The organism is Roseovarius sp. CAU 1744 (assembly GCF_039839345.1).
Lineage (GTDB): Bacteria > Pseudomonadota > Alphaproteobacteria > Rhodobacterales > Rhodobacteraceae > Roseovarius.
The window spans coordinates 17,377-42,926 of record NZ_JBDOQV010000012.1 but is presented as its reverse complement, the minus strand read 5'-3'; the positions used below and the strand labels follow the sequence as shown (position 1 = coordinate 42,926).

At 58.2% G+C, this 25,550-nt stretch carries 22 protein-coding genes; 10 read left to right on the top strand and 12 right to left on the bottom strand.

The annotated features are described in order from the left end of the window. Positions 1–12 precede the first annotated feature (12 nt). Entirely contained in the window at positions 13–1,395 is a 1,383-nt protein-coding gene (locus tag AAFO92_RS20830) for an efflux transporter outer membrane subunit (RefSeq protein WP_347538557.1), read from the top strand. Between the two features lie 27 nt (positions 1,396–1,422). On the opposite strand, the gene AAFO92_RS20825 is transcribed toward AAFO92_RS20830, so the two are convergent. The 3 genes from AAFO92_RS20825 to AAFO92_RS20815 all read right to left on the bottom strand — a co-directional run bounded on the left by AAFO92_RS20825 (position 1,423) and on the right by AAFO92_RS20815 (position 4,170). Next, positions 1,423–2,085 (bottom strand): rhomboid family intramembrane serine protease, encoded by a 663-nt coding sequence (locus tag AAFO92_RS20825; RefSeq protein ID WP_347538555.1) that lies wholly within the window; start codon positions 2,083–2,085, stop codon positions 1,423–1,425. Positions 2,086–2,139: 54 nt separating this feature from the next. Next, a complete protein-coding gene (locus AAFO92_RS20820) occupies positions 2,140–3,492 on the bottom strand; it encodes a hypothetical protein (RefSeq protein WP_347538553.1) in 1,353 nt (450 codons plus the stop codon). A 66-nt stretch (positions 3,493–3,558) separates the two neighbouring features. Next, the gene (locus AAFO92_RS20815; RefSeq protein ID WP_347538551.1) at positions 3,559–4,170 is read right to left on the bottom strand and encodes a polysaccharide biosynthesis/export family protein; all 612 of its coding nucleotides are present in this window, start codon (positions 4,168–4,170) and stop codon (positions 3,559–3,561) included. 292 nt (positions 4,171–4,462) lie between these two features. On the opposite strand from AAFO92_RS20815, the gene AAFO92_RS20810 reads away from it, so the two are divergent. Continuing rightward, entirely contained in the window at positions 4,463–4,660 is a 198-nt protein-coding gene (locus AAFO92_RS20810; protein ID WP_347538549.1) for a hypothetical protein, read from the top strand. 167 nt (positions 4,661–4,827) lie between these two features. After that, entirely contained in the window at positions 4,828–5,712 is an 885-nt protein-coding gene (locus AAFO92_RS20805; RefSeq protein WP_347538547.1) for a VPLPA-CTERM sorting domain-containing protein, read from the top strand. Positions 5,713–6,097: 385 nt separating this feature from the next. Here the strand turns inward: AAFO92_RS20805 and AAFO92_RS20800 are convergent, their stop codons facing one another. Together AAFO92_RS20800 and AAFO92_RS20795 are read right to left on the bottom strand one after the other, a co-directional pair. Then, positions 6,098–8,344, bottom strand: a complete 2,247-nt coding sequence (locus AAFO92_RS20800; protein WP_347538546.1) for a tetratricopeptide repeat protein — start codon at positions 8,342–8,344, stop codon at positions 6,098–6,100. A 319-nt stretch (positions 8,345–8,663) separates the two neighbouring features. After that, entirely contained in the window at positions 8,664–9,356 is a 693-nt protein-coding gene (locus AAFO92_RS20795) for a sugar transferase (RefSeq protein ID WP_347538544.1), read from the bottom strand. Positions 9,357–9,852: 496 nt separating this feature from the next. Here AAFO92_RS20795 and AAFO92_RS20790 point away from each other — a divergent pair, with 496 nt between their 5' ends. From AAFO92_RS20790 to AAFO92_RS20780, 3 genes are read left to right on the top strand one after another with little or no spacing between them, the layout of a single operon-like run. Beyond that, on the top strand, positions 9,853–11,049 hold the full coding sequence (locus AAFO92_RS20790) for an AAA family ATPase (RefSeq protein WP_347538542.1): 1,197 nt from the start codon (positions 9,853–9,855) through the stop codon (positions 11,047–11,049). After that, complete coding sequence (locus AAFO92_RS20785; protein WP_347538540.1) at positions 11,049–12,608, top strand: lipopolysaccharide biosynthesis protein; 1,560 nt, start codon at positions 11,049–11,051, stop codon at positions 12,606–12,608. Before AAFO92_RS20790 ends, AAFO92_RS20785 begins: the two co-directional genes overlap by 1 nt. Positions 12,609–12,622: 14 nt before the next feature. Then, entirely contained in the window at positions 12,623–13,495 is an 873-nt protein-coding gene (locus AAFO92_RS20780) for a CpsD/CapB family tyrosine-protein kinase (protein ID WP_347538538.1), read from the top strand. A gap of 16 nt (positions 13,496–13,511) precedes the next feature. Here the strand turns inward: AAFO92_RS20780 and AAFO92_RS20775 are convergent, their stop codons facing one another. The 3 genes from AAFO92_RS20775 to AAFO92_RS20765 all read right to left on the bottom strand — a co-directional run bounded on the left by AAFO92_RS20775 (position 13,512) and on the right by AAFO92_RS20765 (position 17,082). Further along, positions 13,512–14,336 (bottom strand): glycosyltransferase, encoded by an 825-nt coding sequence (locus AAFO92_RS20775; RefSeq protein WP_347538536.1) that lies wholly within the window; start codon positions 14,334–14,336, stop codon positions 13,512–13,514. 86 nt (positions 14,337–14,422) lie between these two features. Then, positions 14,423–16,000, bottom strand: coding sequence for a hypothetical protein (locus AAFO92_RS20770; protein ID WP_347538534.1), 1,578 nt, complete (start codon positions 15,998–16,000; stop codon positions 14,423–14,425). 146 nt (positions 16,001–16,146) lie between these two features. After that, a complete protein-coding gene (locus tag AAFO92_RS20765; RefSeq protein WP_347538532.1) occupies positions 16,147–17,082 on the bottom strand; it encodes a DUF535 family protein in 936 nt (311 codons plus the stop codon). 331 nt (positions 17,083–17,413) lie between these two features. Here AAFO92_RS20765 and AAFO92_RS20760 point away from each other — a divergent pair, with 331 nt between their 5' ends. The 4 genes from AAFO92_RS20760 (at position 17,414) to AAFO92_RS20745 (ending at position 21,802) form a co-directional block, all read left to right on the top strand. Further along, the gene (locus AAFO92_RS20760; protein WP_347538530.1) at positions 17,414–19,219 is read left to right on the top strand and encodes an ABC transporter ATP-binding protein; all 1,806 of its coding nucleotides are present in this window, start codon (positions 17,414–17,416) and stop codon (positions 19,217–19,219) included. 45 nt (positions 19,220–19,264) lie between these two features. Next, on the top strand, positions 19,265–20,119 hold the full coding sequence (locus AAFO92_RS20755; RefSeq protein ID WP_347538528.1) for a hypothetical protein: 855 nt from the start codon (positions 19,265–19,267) through the stop codon (positions 20,117–20,119). 55 nt (positions 20,120–20,174) lie between these two features. After that, the gene (locus tag AAFO92_RS20750; RefSeq protein ID WP_347538526.1) at positions 20,175–20,993 is read left to right on the top strand and encodes a sulfotransferase; all 819 of its coding nucleotides are present in this window, start codon (positions 20,175–20,177) and stop codon (positions 20,991–20,993) included. Between the two features lie 176 nt (positions 20,994–21,169). Continuing rightward, positions 21,170–21,802, top strand: coding sequence for a class I SAM-dependent methyltransferase (locus AAFO92_RS20745; protein WP_347538524.1), 633 nt, complete (start codon positions 21,170–21,172; stop codon positions 21,800–21,802). Between the two features lie 54 nt (positions 21,803–21,856). Here the strand turns inward: AAFO92_RS20745 and AAFO92_RS20740 are convergent, their stop codons facing one another. The 4 genes from AAFO92_RS20740 to AAFO92_RS20725 form a co-directional block, all read right to left on the bottom strand. Next, positions 21,857–22,690, bottom strand: a complete 834-nt coding sequence (locus AAFO92_RS20740; RefSeq protein WP_347538522.1) for a WecB/TagA/CpsF family glycosyltransferase — start codon at positions 22,688–22,690, stop codon at positions 21,857–21,859. Positions 22,691–22,693: 3 nt separating this feature from the next. Then, complete coding sequence (locus tag AAFO92_RS20735; RefSeq protein WP_347538520.1) at positions 22,694–23,560, bottom strand: hypothetical protein; 867 nt, start codon at positions 23,558–23,560, stop codon at positions 22,694–22,696. A gap of 20 nt (positions 23,561–23,580) precedes the next feature. Continuing rightward, positions 23,581–24,675 carry a Gfo/Idh/MocA family oxidoreductase gene (locus AAFO92_RS20730; protein ID WP_347538518.1) on the bottom strand — a complete coding sequence of 365 codons (1,095 nt, stop codon included), beginning with the start codon at positions 24,673–24,675 and terminating at the stop codon, positions 23,581–23,583. 245 nt (positions 24,676–24,920) lie between these two features. Then, positions 24,921–25,535 carry a sulfotransferase family protein gene (locus AAFO92_RS20725; RefSeq protein ID WP_347538516.1) on the bottom strand — a complete coding sequence of 205 codons (615 nt, stop codon included), beginning with the start codon at positions 25,533–25,535 and terminating at the stop codon, positions 24,921–24,923. Positions 25,536–25,550: the final 15 nt, after the last annotated feature.

Here is a 25,550-nt window from a genome sequence, read left to right as displayed (position 1 = left end):
AGAGCAGTTCAAATGCGCATTGTCCTAACAATCGGGGCAGGGTTGTTCCTGTCGGGCTGTAATGTTGGCCCGTTGTACAAGTCGCCCGAGATTGAATTGCCGGACCGCTATTCACTGGTGGCACCGGTAACGAAAGCCAGTACACGTGACCTAAACTGGTGGACCGATTTCAATGACCCGGTGCTTAATACGCTGATCCGCCAGGGTATGGAGGGCAACCTGGATGTCGCCGAGGCGCGCGAACGCGTGCGCGAGGCCGAGGCCAATCTGCGCCGGGACAGTGTGGCCCTGTCGGGGAACGGCCAGGTCGAAGCCACGGGCAACAGCAATGCCAGCGAGTCGGCCGAGGTGAGCGTGACCGGTTCGTTCGGTCTTGGCGGCCGGACGCAATGGGCAAGCCGTGCCGCGTCGCAGCGGCTTGAGGCCGCCGAGATTGGCGTCGGAGAGGCGCGCAGGCTGCTGCTGTCCAACCTCGGAACGGCCTATGTGGATATGCGGTTCCTGCAGCGTAACCTTGAAACCCGGCAGCAGGACCTCAGATCGCGCCGGCGAACGCTGCGCGACCTGAACAAGCAGCTTGATGTGGGCGCGGCGACCAAACTGGACGTGTTGCGGGCCGAGGCGCTGGTGTCCGAGACCCGGGCCGAAATTCCCGGGATCACCGCGGATATCATTCAGCAACGCAACAGAATTTCGACCCTGCTGGGCGTTCCGGTGGGCGAACTGGGCGTTGATCTGGGCTATCGCGGCAGCCAACCCATGCCGCAGGGTGTTGCGGAAATGGGCGTGCCGGCCGATCTGTTGCGCGCCAGGCCGGACATCCGGATTGCCGAGCGCAACTATGCCTCCGCGGTGTCGGATGTGGGGGTGGCCGAGGCATCGCGCTATCCCAGCCTCAGCCTCAGCGGGCTGATCACCGCACCGCTGAACCGCGGGTCATGGAATGAAAGCATCGTTGCGGGCCTGTCTGTGCCGGTCTTTTCGCAGCCCTCGCTTGCGGCCTCGGTCGACGCGGCCGAAGCCCGCGCGCAACAGGCGTACCTGACCTGGCGGCGGACCGTGCTGGTCGCCGTCGAGCAGGTGGAAACCGCGCTGGCGGATCTGCGCGCCGCGCATCAGGCGGTGCGGGCATCGCGCCGGGTGGTTGACCTGAACCAGCGGTCGCTGGATCTGACCCGGCGATTGCTGATCGAGAGCGGGGAAACCACGGTTCTGGATCTGATCGACCGGGAGCGTTCGGTGTCGAGTGCGCGCGCGACGCTGGCGGCCAATATGCGGACGCTTGCCAATGCCTATATCGCACTGCGCGTGGCATTGGGTGTCGGGCACGAGGAGGTGGTTGAGGATGTCAGCCGCGATGCGGTGATGACCGCCGCGCAGGTCGCCTCAGAATAGCGCCGCGGGCTTTCTACTCACGGCCCGCTAATCGCTGAATTCGCCATCCTCGGGATCGCGAAAGAAGAGGGCCACGGCAACACCGCCGACGAAACCGCCCAGATGGGTTTGCCATGCGACGTTCTTGTCGAACCCGTAATACATCAGGACATTCAGCAGGGTCAGGATCGTCGCGGGCCACAGGACCGAGGCGGCCTTGACGGCAATTGTCGTATCCTGGCGGAAGGTAAAGCGGATGTTCCACCAGACCAGCGCGCCGGCCAGACCAAACAGCGCGCCCGATGCGCCGACCATGGGCTGGAATGACGTTGCGGTGATCGCGAAAACCAGCGCACCGGCAAGGGTAGACACCAGGTAGACCAGCAGAAACCCGATCTGCCCGGCGTCCCGGATCACGGCCACGCCAAGGGATACCAGCGTCACCATGTTGAGGATCAGGTGCGTCAGGCCGCCATGCACAAACGCATAGGTCAGGAACATCGCGTAGGGCTGTACCGCATAGTTCGGTATCCAGCCCGACAGCAGCCCGGGCCAGAATGCCGTGTTCTGGTAAATCACGATCCGAAGGCGCGTTGACCCCAAAAGCCCCGCATCCGCCAGCTGCAGCACGACCTCGATCAAGGTCGCGCTCAGCACAAAGAACAGGATCGCGGGGGACCAGATGCTTGCCTTGGCGTCCCTTTGCATCATCGAGCCCCGGTTTGGCGGCCCTGTTCCGGCCCCCGTCGGCAGCGCCATCGCATATCAGCGCAGAAGATTGAAATCGCGGTTCAGCGTCAGGAAGATCGAGGTGGAGTCGGATTTTCCGCCGATGTCCTCATCGCGGACCCGGTAGGCCACGCCGGTCGTCATGCTCCAGTCACTGGTGACCTGGCGGCGATAGCTGGCCGACACATCGGTTCTGCGGGTGTCATCGTTGGCGTTACCGCCGGATGCCTCGGACAGGCCGAAGGACAGATCAAACCCGATGCTGGAAAGGTTGTTGATCTCGTGGTCATACCCCAGGTCCGCAGTGGTCGTGATCCGTTCGTTGTCGTCGCTGTTGGTCGAAACGCCCCGGTTCAGCCCCACGCTGAAACTGCCGGTCGGAAGCTGCTGGGTATATCTGACGCTGCCGATTAGGTCGGCGTCGGCGCTTTCTTCCTTGGTCGCGCCGACATCAATTGCGAACATCCCGCGCGGCAACTCGAACGAGCGCCCGACATTGATGGTATGGCGCGACCCGTCCTGATCCACGGTCGTGGAATAGGACGAGGTTATCGCGCCGTCAGGCATGAGATAGTTGAATGAAAAACGCCCGGTCAGCCCGGAGGTGGACATGGAGAAACCGTTCAGCTCTTCCTCGACATCGGTAAAGCCGATTGCCGCCTCGAAGCTGGCCCGCTCCGACAGTTCCTGCGCGACGCCGACTTCGATCGCATTGGTATCACGCTCGGTATTCTGGGCGTCGTCGGATTCGAAGTGATCGAAATTGTAGGCTGCGAAGCCGGTGGTGACTTCGGTGAACCGCAGATTAGCCCGCACCCCGGCCCCATAGCGGAAATTGTCGTCCAGGTTCGCCGATTGCTGGTCATAGCTGATGCCCCTGACATTGGCGTCAAAGACAAAGCCCAGCGGGGCATTCCGGCCGGTTTCCAGGCTCGTACGCAGGCTGTAGTTGCGGCGTGTTCCGGATCCGTCGAGGTTCTGAAAATCCTCCGGCAGGACGATGACACCGGTTTCATCGGTGAAATCGCTCAGCGCAGAGGTAAAGGCAATATCGCTTTCGCGGTAGCTGCCGTCGACGTTGAATACTGAATCGTATCCCTCGCGCATGTAGTTGAAGGTGAATTGAGGCTCGACAAAGCCGGTTTCGGTATCACTGGATGACGGCACCTCGCCGGCACGCAGGCTGAAGCCCGCCGTTGCCGACAAGGACTGGTTGCTTGTTGCGGTGTCGAGGCCAAAGGTCAGCGATGTCGTGGACAGGGCCGAGTTGCCTTCCTCGGGCCTCTCCAGTCCCAGGTTGTCGCCTGCTTCGAACCGCTGCTCGACACCAAGTGTCAACGAAAGGCCGCCCTCCTCCTGCGCAAGCGCCGGAAGGATGATAAGCGTCATCCCACCCGCTGCTGCTGCGCGAACGATCTGTTGTTTTGCCAATACTGCCCCCTCAAGATCGGGTTGTTATTCGAACAATCGTCTTTGCGGAACAATGATCACGTCGCCCGATTGCATGACCGTCGTTCCGATGCTGGTCTTTCCTGCCAGTATTTCCTTGTAGTTTACAGTGTAAATCCGCTCTCTCTTGGATTTATCCGTGCGGCGCAGCTGAATGCGCTTGGTCGCGGCGAACCTCGAGAAGCCGCCAACCTGCGCCAGGGCCTGCAACATTGTCGTGCCACGCTCGATCGCATGGGCGCCCGGGTTGGCGACCTCGCCCAGGATGTAGATGGTGTTGGTTCTCACCGATCCGCCGGATGCGACAGGTGCGGCCAATTGCGTCAGCGACACGAATACCGTTGGTTCGGTGGCAAAGTTCGGTGCCAGACTGGAGATGACCTCGCTGCGGACCTGTTCGATGCTGCGGCCACCGGCCTTGACCGAGCCTGCCAGCGGCAACGAAATACGCCCGTCGGGCAGAACGATGGCGTCACGATTGAGAGTTGCATCTTCAAGCACTTCAACACGAACGACATCTCCGGGTTTGATCCGATAGCTGTCCTGTGCCGATGCCGGTGCCGAAAACACGGGAACAAGCAGCAAGATTGCCAGGATGTTTGTGATGATACGTTTCATGATGAACTCTCGATTCTTTGAATATCAATACGCTTAACCTTAAAAATAGGCGGTAATACGAAGTTACGGAAGAGTTTTCTGACCGATGGGCGTGAATCGCCGCCGTTCTTGCCTGGCGCGTGCCAGACACGCAACAATTCCGGCGGCGCGATCGTGATTGTATCAGTTTTTCCCGGTTTAATGCTCCGTTCACTGTTTTGCCCCAATTATGACCAACAATAGAACGCCTCCAAGCGCAGGCTGACAGAATCAAGCTTGGGTTCGGGGGCCGTTTGTCAGGAGCTGACTGGAAATGGTTGTCTTTGTTTTTTGCAGCATGGTCATTGGAATGGTCGCGGCGGGCATGATGCTTCTCTCGGGATTTTCAATTTTGGTGGCGGCTTCGGTCTATGCGGGCGTCGGCACTTTGACGATGGCGCTGGTTCTGATTCGGGCGCTGATCTGCCTGCATCTCAACGGTTCACGCGACCTGCCCTCCCAATCGACCTGAGATTTCTCGAAAGTTATATTTTTCAATCGCTTGACCCTGTTCCTTGGCCACGTTCGGGCAGTCGCTTCCGAATGCACATGACATCGCTGGCGCCTCTGCCGATTCGCCCGTTAGCGCGACCATTGTTTCTGATTTAGAAACGAACGCGGTATTTACGGCAAATGTCGATGAATTTGGCGAAGTCCGCCGGGGGCAAATGGTTAATTTCCAGCCCATTTTCCAAATTTTTTGAAAAATCTCTTAAAAAATACACGCTTAAGGTGTATAACGTGATATGTGGCTTTTTTTTGGCGGCCATATGTATTAAAAATGAAACTGATTTCGAGCTGAACCAATTAGTATGTGCTTTGGGGGGCAGGTCGAAACGAGTAACCATATTGTGGGAGTTTACAATGAAACTAGCAATAAGCGCTGCAATCAGTTCGCTGTTTTTGGCGACAGCTGTAAGCGCAGCATCACTTTCAATTGTTGGCGGTACGGACCGGGTTCTTCCCGGCAACCATAACCCGAGCTATGCGGGCCTCGATCCGGCACTTGTTCCGACAATCGGCGCTGGCGATTCGGTGAAGGCATTCAGCGGCAGTGCTGCTGGCGCATGGGAACCGTTCGACGGAACCAATGGCTTGCATCTTGATGTAGCGAGCAGGATCCAGATCACTTATCTGGGCGAGGAAGCCAATGCAGAGAATATCTCGCTGAACAAGGCGGGTGGTTCGCTCAACAACAACACAAGCACTCCGGGCGACTTCATCGTTTCGCTGGACCTGCCCGACTGGGTCGAGTTGGTGTTCGAAACCTACAGTGCTGATGGTCTGACCTTCCGCGGTGACATCGAGAACAACACTGCTGGTCAGAACGATGACTTCCTGAGCATCGCCTTCTACCAAGAGAACAGCAAGAATGTGCTGGCGTTCTTCGGCGATGGTCGTGGCGACACAGACCATGATGACATGGTGGTCCGGATTTCGATCGTACCGCTTCCGGCAGGTGGTCTTCTGCTGCTGAGCGCCCTGGGCGGCTTCGCAGTGGTTCGCCGCAAGAAAAAAGCCTAAAGCGCGCTACAATCCAAGAGTTCAGGAGGGGCCGCAAGGCCCCTCTTTCTTTGGCTGACACAGCCGGTGGACTGATCCCGTGTCTCCACCACCCCATGGCAACCGGAAGTTCGGCACATCTCCGTGCCCAGGCGCCAACCACTCTTGCCCATGAGGTCGCGGCCGCCGCCCTAACCGTGGCTACCGAGGCAGGCTGTCGACCTTGGATCAATATCATTGACCTGTGGCTTCCCACCTGCACGATCCGAAGCGAACGCGCTGACCCTTTGGTAAACCGGCGTCACGTTCTACAGGCTTGTCCCGCCGTCGATAGGCACATCGCCAATCACGGCAAAAAAGGGCGCCCAATCTTGAGCGCCCTTTCCCGTCAGTCTTGCAGATTTGTTTATTCGCTGGCGGCTGCGTTGAGCTCTTCGAGGGTCTCGCGCGCCTTGATGATCTGCGGCAGCGGATTGTCACCGGCGATATCGACAGCGCGCTGCAGCAGCTTCTTCGCATCTTCGTTCCGCTCCAGCGCAAGGTATGTCAGGCCCAGATGGTACTGAACGAGGGGATCGCCAGGCAGACCTTCTGCCGCGGGCTCCAGATGCTCCAGAGCTTCTTCGTAATTGCCGCGGCGGTATTCGATCCAGCCATAGGTGTCCTGCAGCGCCGGCACCTCGATGCCGCGCAGACGGCGCGCCACCGCATAGGCCCGGTTCAGGCTTTCCTCGGATTCCTTGTGCGTGGCGATCAGGCTGGCCAGGTTGTTGGCAATGATGATGTTGTTGCTGTTGCGTTCATAGAGATCCTCGTAAATCGCGATCGCTCCGTCGAAATCACGGTCCCGTTCGAGGATTTCTGCCTTGAGCAGAAAGGCGTTTGCGGCCGCAGGAACTTCGTCGGCAAGCGCAATCTGTTCATCAACCATCTTCCGCGCTTCATCCTCGCGGCCGCTTGCCAGGTAAAGGCTGTAGAGCGTGCGCAGCACCCGGTCACTGCCCGGAAAATCCTTGAGCAGGGCGACGTACATGGCCTCGGCTTCTTCGCGTTCGTTGTTCGCCAGATGCAGCGCGGCGCGCAGATTGCGCAGGTTGCCGTCCTCGGGGCTTTCCGCAAGCCGATCGTCGACCAGTTTCACCGCCTCTTCGGTGTTCCCCGCGCGCATCTGGGTCTCGACCAGCGCGGCGAAGGCCAGCAACCCATCTTCGGCGTCGGAAAGTTCCCGAAGGTACTCGATTGTTTCCTCCACACGATCCTGCTTCAGCAACATCTCGGCCTGAGCACCGTTCGCGATGGTCTGCGCTTCTTCGGTTTCGATGGCACGCAGTTTCCAGATGATCCGCTGGACCTCGTTCCACTCCTCGTTCTGAAGCTGCAACTGCACCATCGCCTGCAACAATTCGATATTGTTTGGCGATTCGACCAGCGCCTCGTCAAGCACCGCCTCGGCCGCTTCGATGCGTTCGATTTTGACCAGGTAGTTGGCATATCTGAGCGATTCCGCCGGGGCGCGTTCGGAAAGCTCAACCGCCAGTGAATAACGCTCGCCGGCAAGTTCCCGGTCACCGGCACGTTCATGTGCGGCGGCCATCAGTGTCATGATTTCGGGATCACGCGGCGCCTGCGCCAGGGCCGTGCGCAGGTCGATGATCGCGTCGCCGGTCAGGTCCTCTTCGATATTCCAGGCCGCGCGCATCTTCAGAGCGGCGACGTGGCTACCGTCACTTTCGATGATCTCTTCGACAAGTGCGCGCGCGCCGACGGGGTTGCCTGCCGAATTTCGCATCCGCGCCAGCAGAACCTTGATGTTGTTGGTCACGTCATCGGGTTCTTCGACACCTTCGACAAGCTTCTCGAGCTTGGCCATCGCCTCATCCTGCTTACCATCGCGGTAATCCATCTCGGCCTGCACGGCGATGAACCGCCGCGGGTTTTCCTCGGTCTCGACCAGCCGGTCCACCTCGGCCCGTGCGGCCTCTTCACCCGAGGTCAGCCGCAGAAACTGGATGACGGCCATATGTGCGTCATCTTCGGCATCCGGCCGTTCTGCCAGTTCGCGCAGGAATGCTTCGGCACCGGCATTGTCGCCTTGCTGGACATACCAACCCATAAGCATCTGGCGCGCGGCGTCGTCTTCGGGGAAGGTTTCGACCATGGTGCGCAGGGTATCGCCAAGCTCTTCCGTCCGGCCCGAATTGGCCTGAACACTGACCTTGGTCGAGTGCAGATCGTAATTCTCGGGCTGCTGTTCCAGACCAACATCCAGCACGGGGATCACTTCGTCATAGCGCTGGTTTCGGATCAGGAAATCGACAACCAGACGCCGCGCAATGAAATTCTCGGGGTTCTCTTCCAGCGCCTCGAACGCCTCGAGCGCCAATTCGTCTGCGGTTTCGGTATCCTCTGTCCTGATGGCCTGGGCGTATTTCAGCGCGGTGTTCGCCACCTTGATTCGCGGATCTTCGGGCGCCAATTCAAAGGCCGCCTTGACGTGGCGCTCGGCTTCGTCCCAATCGCTACCTGCGATCGCCATTTCCGCCAGTTCGGTTCTGGCCTCGATGTTCTCGGGATATTGCTCGACGACTCGCAGAAAGTTCACATAAGCCTTGCCACGGTTGCCATTGTCCAGATGCGCCCTGGCGAAGGCCATCCTTGCCTCTTTGTGCTGAGGGTTCAGTTTGAAGACATTTCGAAATTCGATCAGCGCGCGGGATACATCCCCATCCTCCAGCAACTCCATCCCGGTTTTGAAGTGTCTTTCAGCTCTTTCTTCGGAGCTTTCGCAGGCGGCGAGCGCCACGAATGCTGTTAACAAAAGAGCGGACCCAAGGGGAAATCGCAGACGCATGTTGATGTCCTATTTTCATAACAGAGCCACCACCGGCCTAACGGGGCAGCCTTACCAAATTGATAGATAACGCTTGCGGACAAGCGCAAGCGTTATCAATAGTCAGCAATTGTGGTGAAATTTAGCAACCGGTGCCGCGCAGCACAACTCCAACTGTCGACAGGACGATGGACGCGTCGGTAGACAGGCTCACGTCCTCGAAGTAGCGATTGTCAAATTTCGCACGCGCCGCAAATGTCGATTTGTTGCGGTCGGAAATCTGCCAGTAACCGGTAACACCGGGGCGCAACGCATAATAGGCGCGACCCGGGTAGAGATCGCGTTGCTCGGGCATCATCGGGCGCGGTCCCACGATGCTCATGTCGCCGATCAGCACGTTCCAGAGCTGGGGAAGTTCGTCCAGGGATGTCTTGCGCAGCAACTGTCCGCTTGGCGTTATCCTGGGGTCATCCGTGAGTTTCTGTTTCTCTTCCCACTCTTCGCGCGCGCCTTGGTTATTCTCAAGGTGGTTTTCCAGGCGCTCTTCGGCATCATGCACCATCGTGCGAAGTTTCCACATCGTGAAGATGCGGCCGTTCTTGCCGATACGGGATTGTTTGTAGAACGGGTTATGTCCATCGCGCGCTACCAGCAGGGCCAGGAACAGCACGGTCGGCACCACGATGGGTGCAGAGAGAAGAACAAGAGCGCAATCGAAGACACGTTTGAACACATGTCTGTAGGCGCCTTTTTGCAGATTACCAAAGTCAGTTAATGGTGCGACTTTTTCAGCAAATGCAAATCTTGTTTCAAAATCATTGTCTTGGATGCTCATCGTACACAGCGTCCCTAAATCATTACCACGTTTCATACTCACAGCCCGAAAACACGGGCCACACAACTTCTGCTCAATCCGTCTAGATTTTTATTATAATCAACGCGCGTGTCGTCGATTTTCTTCGTTAGGTATTTTCTACCATTCGCGGCGCAACATTTAAAGCTTATTCCGATTTTAAGAAAAATTGTACACGTTGGGATTGCATTAAACAACCCCCGGGTGCTGATTGTGCACACCAAGCGACCAATCCGCGCAATTTCGCCAATTGTGTAGAAATTGTGGCCATCTGAAACCAGGATTGTGGCGGAAATCGGCCAAGTTTGCCGAATCACTGCCCAGATTACGCGTGGGCGCGCCGCCGTTTTCAAAACCACGAATTCACCATCGGGCTGTCTTGTTTTGGACATAGCCCGCTGATTTGGCTGCTACAGGACGCAGGGATTTTCCGTTGCCGGAACGGAAAGGCAGCGGCGCCAACCGTTTGGAGGTAGAGATGAGCGGTAGAGTATCCGGGCCTGTCCGTTCCGCGCCGCCACCGGATATCACCAACATATTCTCAGGAACGGAAACTCGGGCAGCCCGGAAAACCGATGCACCGGGAAAAGGGGCCGCAGATCACGCGGGGCCCGAAGCAACCGGCACGAACCCGCCGCAGGGGGTGCCATTCTCAAGCGTTCGCACCTCGGGTGCCAACAAACCGAAACGCCAACAAAAAGAGTGCGCCATAGTTCATCATCCCGCCAAGAAGCCTTATATGGCGAAAAAACGTGCTTCTTCACTGCTTGTTAAATTAATGGAAGGTCCACGCAATTCGAGTTACACGAAATCCATGAACAGTACGATTGAAATTTATACTCAACATTTCGAGCTGAAAGAGCGACCATTCACGCTTTTGCCCGATCCGGATTTTCTGTTCTGGTCCCCCGCGCATCAGCGCGCATTCACCATGCTGGAATACGGTACCCTCACCGGATCGCCGATCACGCTAATCACCGGTGAGGTCGGCGCCGGTAAAACGACTTTGCTGCATCACTACCTCAAGAATCTCGACGACAATTTCAAGGTGGGGCTTGTGTCAAATGCACATGGCTCCCGAGGAGAACTGTTGCGGTGGGTTCTGATGTCCCTGGACCAGCCGGCCAGCGACACGGCCACCTATGTCGACCTTTTCGACCAGTTCCAGGAATACCTGATCGCGGAATACGCCGCCGGGAACCGGGTCATCCTGATCTTCGACGAAGCCCAGAACCTAAGCCAGGAATCGCTCGAAGAACTGCGGATGTTCACCAACATCAATGCGAACAAGGATGAGCTGCTTCAGCTGGTTCTGGTCGGGCAGCCAGAACTGCGCGCGATTGTTCAACAACCCGAACTTCGTCAATTCGCGCAACGGGTTGCGTCAAGTTTCCACTTGAACACTATGGATGAAAGCACAACTTTGGCCTACATTGGTCACAGATTGAAAAAGGCTGGCGCACCGCGCAACCTGTTTACCGAAAGCGCCAGCAGGCTGGTCCACAAGAATACGCATGGCGTGCCAAGACTTGTGAATCAGCTTTGCGACCTATCTATGGTCTATGCTTTTGCGAAGAACCAGAAAACGGTAACATTGCTGACTGTTGAACAGGTTCTCGAAGATGGCGCCTTCTTCGGCGCGCCCGCACCTGAAAAGAACGACGAGACCGCGTAATGATGCTTGATTTTAAATTTTTCCTTTCGCTGTTCCTTCGGCGGCTGCACTATTTCCTTGTGGTCGCGCTTGCCGTGTCCGCCTTTGGCGTGACCGTCGCCTATACCCTGCCTGCCGGCTACGAGGCGAAGGCGAAACTGTTGGTCGAATCGCCCCAGATCCCGGGCGACCTGGCCTCTTCCACCGTGCGCACCGGCGTGGCCGAACTGCTTGAAATCATTGCTCAGCGGATCCTGGCCCGCGCCAACCTGCTGGATGTCGCGCGCAAATTCGACCTCTACGAGGATGACAGAAAGATCAGCGCCGATCAGATCGTCGCGGATATGCGAAAACGCATCAAGATGACGTTGCCAGGCAGGCGCGATGCCGCGTCTTTTGTGCTGGTATCGTATCTGGCCAAGACCGGCGAAACCTCTGCCAAGGTCACGAACGAACTGGTCACGCTGATCCTGCAGGAAAACCGGACGCTCAGAACCGCGGTCACCGGGCAAACCCTGGATTTCTTCAAGAACGAGGTGAAGAATCTGGACGAGGAGCTGGCAGAACAGGGTCAGAAAATCCTGGCTTTCAAGAGCCAGAACCAGGGCGCGTTGCCCGACAGCCTGGACTATCGCAGAAACCGTCAGGCATCGCTGCAGGAACGGGTATTGCAGATGGAGCGGGAGCTGGCCAGCCTGCGGGACCGCCGCACGCGTCTGGTTGACCTGTACCAGCGCACTGGAGAGGTGGTTGTCACCGGCGAGTCACTGTCGCCGGAGGAGCTTCGCCTGCAGGAACTCAGCAATCAGCTGGCGTCGGCACTGGTACTTTATTCGGAAACCAATCCCCGGGTGAAAGCGCTGAAAGCGCAAGTGGATGCCGCAGAGCAACAGGTCGCGGCGCTGCGCAGCGGTGCGGGTGGCGAGGCGATGACCGCCTATGAGGTTCAGCTTGCCGATCTGGATGGCCAGATGGAATTCCTGCTGCAGGAGAAAAAGACCGTCGAGGAAGAGCTGAAGGCGCTGGAGGAATCGATTGATCGCACCCCCGCGAACGCGATCACCCTCGGCTCGCTGGAACGAGACTATGACAATATCCGCCTGCAGTATAACCAGGCGCAGGCCGACTTTGCCGCGGCCCGGACCGGAGACCAGATCGAGGCCCAGTCACGCGGGCAGCGCATTACCGTGATCGAGCAGGCGGTCGTACCGCTTCAGCCAACAAGTCCGAATCGCAAGAAGATCGCGTCAGCCGGTGTTGCCGCCGGCATCATGGCGGGGCTTGCCGTCGTTGTGCTGATCGAGCTTCTGAACAATTCCGTCCGCCGCTCCGTCGACCTGACCAACAGGCTGGGCATCGCGCCCTTTGTCGCCGTACCCTATATCCGGACGCGGCGTCAGGCGAACCTGAGAAGGTTCATCATCTTCATGGCGCTTGTGGTGGTCGGCCTTGGCATACCCATTACATTGTTCCTGTTGCACACGTATTATCTGCCGATGGATCTGCTGATCGAAAAAGCCCTGAACAAGACGGGCATTGCCGATCTGGTCAAGCAGTTCCGGCAGTCATTTGGTAACTAGTTGGAGGCGTACAGATGGAACGGATTCAGTCAGCGCTGAACAAAGCCCGCAAGGCAAGGCAGGAGCAGCGCGAAAACCAGCAACGTGACGTCAGCGCCGCCAGCGCCGAGGGCACCACGGATCCCGAACTGGGTACCTATGTCATTCCCCGGGACATGTCCGTCGCCAGCCGCGAAGAGGTCTGGAAGAACGTGCCGGCCTTCCACCCCAAGGAAAAGCAGCTGGCCAGCAGCCGTATCGTTGCGTATCGGTCCAGCCACGATTCCGTACCCTATGACGTGATGCGCACCAAGCTGCTGCATCAGATGCGCGCCAACAAATGGACACGGGTCGCGATCGTGTCACCGTCCCAGGGGGCGGGCAAGACGCTGACCTGCGTGAACCTGGCTTTCAGCCTGGCCCGGCAAACCAATTTCTTCACGGCTTTGATCGAGCTCGACATGCGCCGGCCTGCCCTGGCCAAAACGCTCAAGCTGACCGACGAATGTCAGTTCTCGCGCGTGTTGTCCGGCGAGGACACCGCCGAGGCGCACATGCGCCGCTATGGCAAGAACCTTGTCTTTGCCTATAACAAGACCACGGTGCGCAACCCGGCAGAGCTGTTGCAAGGCGCAAATGCCGGCAAGGTCATCGACGATCTCGAGGCGAAACTGCAGCCCGACATCATGATTTTTGACACACCACCCGTCTTTTCGGGCGACGATACGCTGGCGTTTCTGGATCAGGTCGATTGTGTCCTGCTGATTGCCGAGGCTGAAAAATCATCCATCGACGAGATCGACAAATGCGAGCAGGAACTGGCCGCGCGTACAAATGTGCTGGGCGTGATCCTGAACAAGTGCCGCTATCTCAGCAAGCATGAGGAATACGGCAAGGAATACAGCTGACGCCCGGCAGCGATAGTTATCGGATCAGCCGTTTCAATGCCGTGAAAACGGATTTCACCGGCCCGCCTGATGATTTGTCATGCGCCCAATGGGTGACGCCGGCGCTTTCGAGGTCTTCCATGTAGCCCTCGTATTTTGTCAGCATGACGGTTTTTCCGTCCGATTCCACCCGGCGCGGCTGCCCGTCCGATGCGGCGCATTTCTTGATGATCCGGTAGGTGACCGGCCCGGCCTGATGTCCGCCAATCTCGTGCGGGGCATGCCCATCCCGGCCGATACACAGGTTCAGCGCGATGCCCAATGCGCCGGGTCCGGCCATCATGTAGCCCTCGAAGCTCTTGGAATTCAGGATCGTTTCGGTGGCGTATTCGATCGCCTTTTCCAGGATGGGATGTCTTGCACTACTGCAGATGAAGGCGTTGAATACAGCATGCGGCACCGTGCCCGTGTTCGGCACCACAAAGGCATCATCAGGCCGCAGCACGGATTTCAGTCTGGCCCGGCAAACCGTATCAATATCGGCGTAGACGCCGCCATGTTCGAAAAGCGCGCAGTATCGCCAAAGGTCGGCCCGGTGTGCGCCGCGCGGCATCTTGTGATAGGCCGCAAGGACATCGCTGCCGAACTTCTCTGACAAGAGCGCGATCTGGTCGTCATCGTCGTAGAACCGGTATTCACATTCGGGGTTGTGTTCGATCCAGCTCTGCGCTGCGTCGAACGTGCGGTCCGGCAGTGCCGTCGACAGGAAAGTCTGATGGATGATGGCGGGAATCTTACCGGCAACGCAACCGTCCGGCGCTCCGTGCGATCTTGCCGGAATTCTCTTCTCGATATGACGCAAACCGAATTCTCCAAACACCTGACGCTAATGCAACGGATAAACAGGGAAAGAAAGCGGCACCGGGGCCTGCCGCGAAAACGCACTGTTCACTCAACCGGGTCAATGTCCATTTTCAGAACCCTGTGACTGCCTCTGTCATTCAGGGTGTAGCTGACCTTTTTCCCATCCGCCAGACTGTCAGGCGCATCGAGCACGACCGTGTGCTTGGGAAATTGCCTCGTGATCTCCAAACCCCCGGAGGCGTCGTCATAGGTCAGGATGTCGGTCCAGGGCGCCGACCAATAAAGCACCGGGTCGTAGAACGACTTTCGCCGCTTGGCATCGTAGTTGACCGATGTCAGCCGCATGCTTTCGCCATCGGGGCCGGGCTGGTATTCACGTTCCTGATGGCCGGGAAAGGTGAACGAGATAATCGCCGGCGCGCTGTCGTTGAAACCGTTCCACGCAAACACGCCAATATCCACGCGGTTTGACAGCCGCTTGTTCGTGGGCACGATCTTGCGGGTATTGTGCCAGTCTATGCTGATCTCCGCCTTGGCGCCGTTTTCACCGATGGGCGTAATCCGCACCCGTTCCGGGTCACCGCGCAGCACCACCCAGTTGAAACTCAGCGCGTGGCCATTCGGGTCGGCGGTCTTGCCGGCCGAGACGACCATCCGCTTGGTGTAATCGGTGCTGCGCCATATGCGCGCGATGGCGGATGGCGTGTTGAACATCTTCTCCGACAGACCGGCAAGCCCGGCCATGTCGGAAAAATCCTCTTCCTCCACTTCCATGAAGACCATCGGCGGGATCTCATCCGGTTTCAGCGATGCCGCCAACGTGACCATGCGTTCCGGGGCAAGCTCCTTTTTCGAGAACACCGGCGGGTGCGCCAGCCCGGACAGGTATGATTGGCGGGTATATATCGTTTTCATGCTGCGCCGCATGATCATCTGCAGGGTCGGCGCGATCAGGTTCTTGTCCTGCAGTTTCTTCTGCGTTTCCGGGCTCATCGCCGCAAGCGACATCAACAGCGCCCTGATGAACGGTTTGTCGTTATGAGACGAACCCTCGGCGATGACCATGTAGGGCCAGTTTGCCGGAAACAGGTCCTTGTCATCATAGTCGCGGTGTTCGGGATAGATATAGAGATGGTTGGTCACATAAGTCAGGAACGCCCGCGCCGGACCCGCCGGGGTGGTCATGGCCAGACGCGGCTGGCTGCGCTTGCGCTGCCCCTTGGTGATCGCGGTCGAGGAATTGCCGATGACGATTGCGGGCAGGATGATCTTGCCGGCAAGCCCATAGTCAAGGTTCAGTTCTTTCAGCTCATCGCTGAACTGCAGCTTGGGCACGCGGGGAAACGATCCCACCTTTGGGAGGGAATGGCCGCGATCGTGGTTGTCATAGACCACGTTCTTGAACCCGGCCGCCCGGCCTTCGTTGTCCAGCCGCCGCAGCAGCGTGGCCTCCGGGGAATTATCCGCAAGATCCAGAAGCGGCAAACCGGGCGAGGCGATGGGTATCTGGAAATTGGGTGCGCTCCAGGCCAGCTGCCCGAAGGGCACAAGATCCTCACGCGCGACAACGCCGGGATCGGCCTTCGCGACAACGGGTGAGATCAGCAATGCCAGCGAAATCGCGGTCAAACGCGGCGCGACCAAATCTTTAAAGCACTTCATGGGGCAAATTTTCCTCAAAAACGCGATGTTTGACCAGCAAAATTATTCCAGCATCGGTGCAGGGCGGGCCGGCTCCTTCTCTGCCGCCTCTCATTCGGCCAGATTACAGCAGTTCGGACAAGCGCGCGGGAAATCCGCGGAATTTGCTATAAATCTTTGAACTTAATGGGTTTAAGTGTTGGAAATTCCTCTGCGATCCTTGGCTCCAGCTCATCCAGAAACGCGAATCTCTTTCGATAGAGCGACCGCTTTTTCGGCTTGATCTCGTCCAGCGTCTTGCGCACCGGGTCTTGCGGGAACTTGTAGAGGCCATTCGGCTCCAGAACACCGCCCCGTTCCTGCCAGGGGATATCGTAATCCTGCGGAAAATCGCCCGTCTGGTTGAAAAAGGGATGCCGCCGGTGGCGTTCCCGGTCACTGACCGCATAGGCGTGGCGCACGTCGATGATGCGGCACAGGATGCCGAAACATTCCATCAGGAAATCACGCGGCCGCAATCCGTGCAGCGCTTTCGTCAGATCCCGGTAGACATCAAGAATCCCGTCGACATTGCGGCCCTGGCAGCCCCCGATCAGGGCGCAGCGGTCGCCATCCGCATCGCTGTACAGGGAAAAGGTCAGGGCGAATATCAGCGTGTCCTCGTTGAAGAGGCTGATCGTCAGCCCGCCTTCGCGCATCAGCCATAACGGCTGGTACAGCACGACGCGCAAACCGGGATATTGCGCATCCAGATTTGCCAGGACCAGCTTTTCGTCCAGACCAAACTTGAGCGGCGCGCCGATCCTGTCGATCTCGGCATAGTGCGCCTGAAACCGCTCCAGTCGCTTGTCGGTATCCCAGCTTGCGCATTGGTAGGGCCAGATCAGAAGCCCCAGCATCTGCGCCCGCGCGTCCAGCGCCATGCGCAGGGCGGAATCCTGCGGCGCGTTCCTAATCCGCGTCAACGCCTCGCGATGCCGGATACCCGCGGCGAACATGCGGGCCTTGAGCCAGCGTTCTCTCAGGGAAGTGCCCTTGAAAGCCTCCGAAACACCCCGGCGAAGAAGCGGTATATAGCTGGCAGTCGAAGTTTGTGATGTCACGGCACTCAATGCTTTCTCTCACCAGCCCGGCTTGTAAAATTGACCAACGAATTTGCCCGCACGCACCAATTTCTAGCACGCGGATAGGTCCGGTGTAGAATATATGAGCCTCGTCCAGTCAAGCGGCAACGCGGAAACAGCGTGTCTTCGGGCCGAAACCGTTGGATATTTACCAAGCCGGGCGGAGCTATTGGCAAAACGCCGATATAGTGTGAAAAGGCTGGGGTTGATCGGTGTCGACGCCGTGCATGACAACACCATAGTGCCAAGGATTTGCCCTATCGCCGCCTTTGAGGCAGACCAAAAAGCGTTCGGAGTATGAGATTCGCGAATGATTGATGTTTTCAAGAAACTGATGGCGCTGTTTGACGAGCGTGAGCGGCGGCGGTTCTACGTGCTTGTTTGCCTGATGGTCTTCGTCGCCTTTGCCGAAGTTTCCGGCATTTCCACCTTCCTGATCCTGCTGCGGGTCCTGTCGAACCCATCTGCCATCTTTGAAAACGAATATCTGAACCGGGTTTACGAGTTTCTCGGATTTTCGGACACGTTCTATTTCCAGGTCTTCATGGCCAGCATCGTCCTGGTCATTCTGATGGTCAGCCTGATCATCAAGGCGGGGGGCAATTACGCGATCATCCGGTTTTCCACCATGCGCGGCTTCACGCTGTCCAGCCGGCTTTTGCAGGCCTATCTTCACCAGCCCTATACATGGTTTCTGGAGCGCAACAGCGCGGACGTGTCAAAAAGCGTGCTGGGCGAGGTTCAGAACCTGATCAACCAGATCGTGATCCCCGGCAGCCGGCTGTTGTCGAACGTGATTCTGGCGGTAACCATCATCTGTTTCCTGGTGATCGTCGATCCCGGTGTCGCGATCGTATCGGCGCTGCTGCTGGGGGGCGCCTATGCGGCGATCTACGCCAAGCTGCGGGTAAAGCTACTGGTGTTGGGAGAGCAGATTCTAGCCGCGAACCAGGAACGGTTCCGCCTGACCCAGGAAGCAACCGGCGGCTTCAAGGAGGTCAAGCTGATGGGGCTCGAGGAAAGCTACGTCACCAGCTTCCGGAAACCGGCAAAACGTCTGGCTCGCAGCGTCGCGCTGGCACAGGTCATCAATCAGCTTCCGCGTTTCGCGCTCGAAGCGCTGACCTTCGCGGTGCTGTTGTCGGTTATCCTGTTCATGATCTTCAGGAACTCGGGCGACATTACCACCGCCATTCCAATCCTTGGCGTCTTTGCGATTTCGGTGATGCGACTGCTGCCGGCGCTGCAACAGATCTACAGCGCCATGTCCCAGATCCGGAATGCCAAACCCGTTCTCGATCATATTCACGAGGATTATGCCGATGCGGTGAAACACCAGGCCGACGCGCCAACCAATGCGGACGGCACCGACAAGCTGCCATTGGAACGCGAGATTGCCCTGCGCGACATCGTTTTCAGCTATGCCAAGGCCAACAAGCCCGCTGTCAACAGCCTCAGCCTGACATTCCCGGCCTTTTCGACGATCGGCATCGTTGGTGGCACCGGATCCGGCAAGACCACGGTGGCAGACCTGATCCTGGGCCTGTTGCGGCCCGACAGCGGTGACATTCAGGTGGATGGCGTGACCCTTGATCGCGACAACATGCACGCCTGGCGTCGGTCATTGGGATATGTACCGCAGAGCATCTACCTGACCGATGCCTCGATTGCGCAGAACATCGCCTTTGGCGTGCCCCGTGACGCGATCGACATGGCCGCCGTGGAGCGCGCGGCGAAGACCGCCGTGCTGCATGACTTTGTGATGAACGAGTTATCCGACCAGTATGACACGATCGTCGGCGAACGCGGTGTGCGCCTGTCCGGAGGCCAGCGGCAGCGGATCGGGATCGCGCGGGCGCTATACCACGATCCCTCGCTGCTGATTCTGGACGAGGCGACGGCGGCGCTCGACAACTTGACGGAAAGCGCCGTGATGGAAGCCGTGCAGAATATCCAGAACGACAAGACCATCATCATGATCGCCCACCGGCTGAGTACGGTCAGAAACTGCGACCAGATATTCCTGCTTGAAGAAGGCCGCCTGGCCTCGGCCGGGACATTCGATGAGCTGGTCGCAAACAGCGACACGTTCCGCAGAATGGCGGCAAATGAATAGCAGCGGACCAGTGCGCGCGCCTGGCGCCGTACGAGGTGTCGCCGCATGAATTCGAAACCGCAGCCCAAGCGCCGGCGCCTTGCCGGGCTAAGGCGAATCGCCCGCCCGTTCAAACCCGGCCTGATCAGGCTTGGCTGCACCCTGACCGAGCGTCTGATTTCCGCCGGGCGGTCCTATGACATCCTGGTGCTTTTCGGGATGCGGCGTTCGGGCAATCACCTGGCGATCAACTGGATCCTCGGGCAGGTGCCGGGATCAGCCGTGTTCTACAACAACATCCGGCAGACGGCGCACCCCTTCGATGTCGGCATGCGCGAGTTCCGTCTGCGTTTTCCCAATACGCGGCCCAAGATCATTCTCAGCTATGAGGATCTGAAACCGTCGGAAATCATGAACGGGCCCTTGCCCGAATTCTTGGCGGACCGTGCCGCGCGGCATGACGCGCATATCCAGTCCGGCGTGATCCTGCGCGATCCCTACAACCTCTTTGCCAGCCGCCTGAAAAAATGGCCGGAACGGTTTGCAACCGATACGGATATCCGGCGGCAGCAGGAACTCTACACCGACCATTCGGCGCTGGCGCTGAACCCGGTCCCTGTGTTTGGCGAGATGCCGGTGGTGCCGATCCTCTACAACCCGTTGGTGAGCGATCCCGCCTATCGTCAAGATCTGGCGGGCCGGCTGCGCATTCAGGATGGCAGCACAGGTCTGGATGATGTACCGTTATATGGACATGGCAGCTCTTTTGACGGGTATCAGACCCAGGGTGCCGATGTCAGGGCCGGGGTCTTTGATCGCTGGCGAAGCAGTAGTAACGATCCGAGTTTTCGTGCGGTGATTGACAACAAGCAAATTACAAAGGCAGCCCAGACCCTGTTTGACATGGGGCCGCCGGACTGAATTACGGGCCTGTTTGTCACTTCTCCAATCGAAGGTCGGTACGGCGGAGGACAAGGTGGCAACACTACCCAACACGATCCTGGTCGGGGCCGCAAAAGCGGGGACGACCAGCCTGTGCCGTGATCTGGAAATCCACCCCGATATCTACCTCTACCCGGCAAAAGAAACGCATTTCTTTTCGTTCAACTACGACAAGGGCATCGATTACTACAAGTCACTGTTCCGCCCGACCGGCCAGAAAATCGTCATGGAGGCATCGCCTGAATACAGCGTGCGGGGCAAGACGAAGCTGACCGTTGAGAGAATTCTGGAACATATCCCGGATGCGCGCATCATCTACATGGCGCGCAGCCCGCTGAAACGTCTGGAATCGGAATATGTGCAGGAACTGGCAAACGGCCGGAAATCTCTGAGTTTCGAACGCGCGCTGTTCGAATGGAACCTGCTCGAAGGCAGTCTGTACGAAAAGAACTATCAAATTCTGTCCCAGGCTTTTTCGCCCGAGAGCGTTCATGTCGTCTTTTTCGAAGATTACCTGGCCAGAAAACCAGAGACGCTTTCGGCCCTGTTGCGGTTTCTCGACGTGGATGACGATCCGTCGGTCTACGTGGCCCGAAAGGCCCGAAACACCAGGGATGAGAAAATCGTCGATCCGCCGCTGATGAAAAAGCTGCGCGCATTTCGGAGTTTTGAGCGGCTCAAACCCCTTGTGCCGGATCGCATCAAGCTGCTGCTGAAAAAGAGCATCAGCAACGAGGTCAAGGCAGACATTGTCTGGAACGACGCGTTGCTGCAGAAGGTGATGCCGGAAATCCAAAGCGATGCCGAGTTGTTCCTCAGACGGCACGATAAGCCGCTGGATTTCTGGTTCTGAAAACTGCAGGCAATCCGCGCCGGCAGGAAACTGGTGTGCGTGGAACACGCATCGGGGAAAAATCCCCCGCCGTTTAGCCAAAACCTGCCAATGGTGTTCGTATGACCTATTCTTGCCACAAGAACCGGTGCATCAGGGGTAATGGCACCATTTTGAAACAGTAAGGAATTTGGCGAATGTCGGACCGGTATTACGGATTGATCAGAGATGAAATTTTTCCATTCGTGCCGATGGACAACAAGAAACTGCTCGATATCGGCGGCGGCTTTGGCGGCACCAGTTCCGAGCTCAAGCGGATGGGCAGGGCCGAATATGTCGTGCTGACCGACCTGGTCGCCGACAACCATGATCCGGATGTGGACCGGGCCTTTGCCGGCAACCTCGACGACCCGGCCTTCGTTCAGCAGATCATTGACGAAGAGGGCCCGTTTGACTGCGTTCTGTGCCTTGACGTGCTGGAACATCTGCGCGAGCCATGGGACGTCATTGCCGCCCTGCACAAGGGCCTGTCCCCGAACGGCGTGATCGTCGCCAGCATTCCCAACATGCGCCATGTGAACCTGGTTGGCCCGCTTGTCCTCAAGGGCAAGTTCGAGCTCAGGGACAGCGGTATCCGTGACCGGACCCATCTGCGGTGGTTCACCCGCGAATCCGCGATCCAGTTAATGGAATCGTCGGGGTTGACGGTCGAGAAGGTGACGGGCAGGCAATCCAAGGCCCGGTGGCACAAATGGACAAATCTGTTCACCTTCGGAATCTTCCGGGCGTTCTTTGAAAAGCAATACATGATCGTCGCCCGGAACACCTGAACCGGGTGGACGCGCCCGTCGTGCCATCCGGCATCGCTGGACGGGAATGCGGCGCTACTTCTTGGCGAAAGGGTCGCGATAGAGTCCCAGGCGCTGCAGCAGGATTTTCCACAGGAAGGGCGGTTCGTGCACGATATAGCGGTGCCACCGCTGTTTCGGCTCCTTGAGCAGACGATAGAGCCATTCGAACCCGGCCTCGGTGATCCAGGCGGGCGGGCGTTTGAACGTTCCCGCCTCGTAGTCGATCGTGCCACCCAGAGGCAGGAAGAGTTTCACGTTCGGCAGGCGGTCCCGGTGGTTGACGATGAACTTTTCCTGACGGCCGCCGCCCAGGCCGACCAGCAGGACCGTCGCGCCCGAGCTGTTGATGAGGTCGATCATATGCTCGATCTCGTCGGGTTTCTGGTCATAGTCAAAGCTGGGCGCATAGGTGCCGCAGATGAATTCACGCCCCACCTTGGCGTTGATCTTTTCCGCCGCGATGTCGGCAATCCCCGGCTTGCCCCCGCACATGAACACGGTGACATCCGGGTTGTCCTTGTGGTGCATGTAGAACTTGGGGAAGTAATCCGAGCCCGACACCCGTTCCTTGACCGGCGTACCCATGAATTTCGTGGCGAAATACATGATCTGGCTGTCACAGGTGATCAGGTCGAATTTCCTGAAGATCTCGTAGAATTCCGGATCCTGCTGCAGCTTCATGATCATGTCGACATGCAGCGTCAGCATCAGCCCCTCGTTGAAGTCGCGGACGACCTCATCCATCGTTACATCATGCACAAAGGCGTTGAGCAGAGGCACTTTCTTATAGCCGACCTCGCGTGTGGCGCTGTCACCCCCGGGCGCGATCATGCTGTCATCCTGCGCGGCGATAAAACCACCCTCCATCTCTCACTCCTTCCACATATACTGATTAACTAGGTCACATGTATTGCGAATATTGCCCGCGCTCGAGGCACCAAAAACGATCGATTCGACATTCGGCAGCCCGGAAATCCACGAGATCGCCTCTTCGGCCGAGATCGCCCCGGAGGCATAGACCGACATGGCGATCGCGCGCACCCGGCCGCTTTCGAGGGTTTTGACGTAGGCATCCAGCCCGCCGCACATGCGGAACCCCAGCTTGTTGATGTTGGAACAGACAACCGGGTTGGTGATGCCGATCTCTTCGAGCGTGTCCACCAGCAGCGGCATGTTCATGGTGATGAAGGCGGGTTCGGCGTTGTATTTTTCGCGGATATGATCGTGGAACACCCGGAACGCACCGGTAAAGCCCATGCCAAGCAACAGGTCGGTAAACACGTTCTGCATGAAGATCACGGGCGTCTTCAGCCCCTTGAACATCTTCATCTCGGCGTCGATCAGAACCTTGGCGATGCCGTCCACATCCTTGGTCGCCAGCGCCTTGCCGCCGGTGAGCGCGGTCTTGAAGAACCCGTCTTCGGGCATGAAATGCGAGATCGCGCCCAGCATCCCGTAATCGGTGACTGCATTGGCGTATTTATGGGCATAGGGCATGCAGGGGTAAAAGGTGAAATCCGGGTAACGATCCGGGTGCGCGCGCACGATCTCGCAGATCTCGGCGATCCGGTCATGGGTGGTGCACATGAAGGTCTTGATACCCTCGGCGTAGGCGGTATCCAGCACATCCATGATGGCACTGGTTTCCTGGAAACGCATCGCCTGCGCGCGCGCCTTCTCCTCGGACATGTGGTTGATGCCGAAAAACTGGTTATCCCCGAACAGCAAACGGTCCATCTTGGTCTCATTCCCCATTGTCATGACCGCCCGAACCAGCCGCGTTTCCGCGCCGGTTGCTTGTCTGTTGCCTGCGGTTTCGCAGGGGTCACGCCGTCACTGTCGTCAAGGATCATCGCCAGTGACCGGTCGGTCATCGCGGCGGAACGGAAATCGTTCTCGCCAGCCGACTTGCGGCCATCGCGCACCGCCTGGATGAAATCGTCGATCTGGTTGGAATATTCCTCGCCGCGCAGATAGAACCACGGGTCTTCGGTCAGCTCGGTCGTGTATTTGACGGTCCAGCCCTTGCTATAGCCGGGCAGGGCGGCGACGGGCTCGCGCAGGTAGACCTGGCACTCCTGCCGGTCGACATTCACGCGGCCATTGGTGCCGATCAGGCTGATCTTGGTGGTCATCTTGCGGTGCGATTCGTCGCTCCAGTTGACCGAAAGCTGCGCGGTGGGACCATCGGGAAATTGCAGCGTGCTGAACACTTCGTCGTCGATCCCCTCGGAAAAGACCGAGTTCAAAACCGATCCGCTGACCCGTTCTGGCGCGCCGAACATCCAGTTCAGCAGGTTCAGCGGATGCGCGGCGTAGTCATAGAGGCATCCGCCGCCCTCGGTCTTCTGCGTGCGCCAGGTCTGGCGTTTGGCACGCAGGACAACCGGGCCATAAGCTTCGGCCAGCACATGGGTGATCCGGCCCAGCCCGCCGGCATCGACGATCTCTTTCATCTTGCGGAAGGCACCGACATAGCGGTTGTGATAGCCGACCTGGTTGATCAGACCCTTGCTATCGGCCAGATCGGCCAGCGCCTCGGCATCCGCGGAGTCCAGGCAGAACGGCTTTTCGCAGAAAACATGAATGCCCTTTTCCAGCGCCGCGCGTACCATCGGCGCGTGCAGCCGCGAGGGCGTGGCGATCACCACCGCATCCAGCGGCTGCGTCTCCAGCATCTCGTCGTAGTTCTTGTAGATCTTCGCCGGGATGTTCTTGCTGAGGACATCGACCATGAAGCCGGTCGCATCGCAGGCATAGGTTTCCGTATCGGGATGCGCATTGACCAGCGCGAAATGCGACAGGCCCATCTTTCCCAGACCGACAACGGCAATTTTTACTTTTGTGCTCATAAACGCTCGTGAGGTGAATTGATTGGATGCTAGGTGCCGTTTTTTTGTGTCTTTAGTTTGACGGGGACGGTGCGTAGCGGTGAAAATCTCGGGCCTTTTGTCAGGATTCGATAACTGCGTGTTCTTTAAGCGAAAAATCTACGGGGCAGAAGTAAGGAATAACACCATTTTGGCGGAACCGGGCCGATTGCCGCCAATTTGGGCAAGAACTTTCTCAATTGGGCCAAATGCGGGTTTACCGGCGCTCAGGGGCTCTTGAGGCCCAGTGTTTCCAGTACCTTGTAGAGCAGCATCTTTTGCTTCTTGATGCCACGCCGGTTGGCGTGCGGCCAGGGAATGGTTGGCACCGGTTCACCCAGAAAGCTGCAGATGTTTTCCCAGTTGACCTCGCCCTTTTCCAGATCGAGCGAGATGAAATCATCGGGCCGGTCCTTGAAATACGCCTTCACGTCGCTGTTGTGCTGGTCATAGCGTTCCAGCCAGATTGCCTCGTTGTGGCGCGGATACGGGGCGCCATAGATCAGCTTGCGCATGGCGTTGGGGTTCGTGTCGAAATCCTTGAGCGCGCTGTTGATCCAGGCATCGCGGTCGCGGGTGATGTGGATAAAGCGGCTGCCGGGAAACGCCTTGTCCATCTGCCGGTAAAGAATGGGCCAGGGGCTGTCCTGTGCGGCGTCGTAGTCGGCGGCGACCTCTATGGCCAGCTTCTCCAGCTCGGGCAGCGCCACCTCGTCCTGTTGCGCCAGCTCCCGGAACGGGTAGTAGCCGGTCACCCGATAGCCCAGCTTTTCCAGGGCAACACCCAACGAGGAGGTGCCCGTCTTGTGAAACCCGATGCAAAACACTTTTCTTTTCGTCACCCAAGCAGCTCCTTC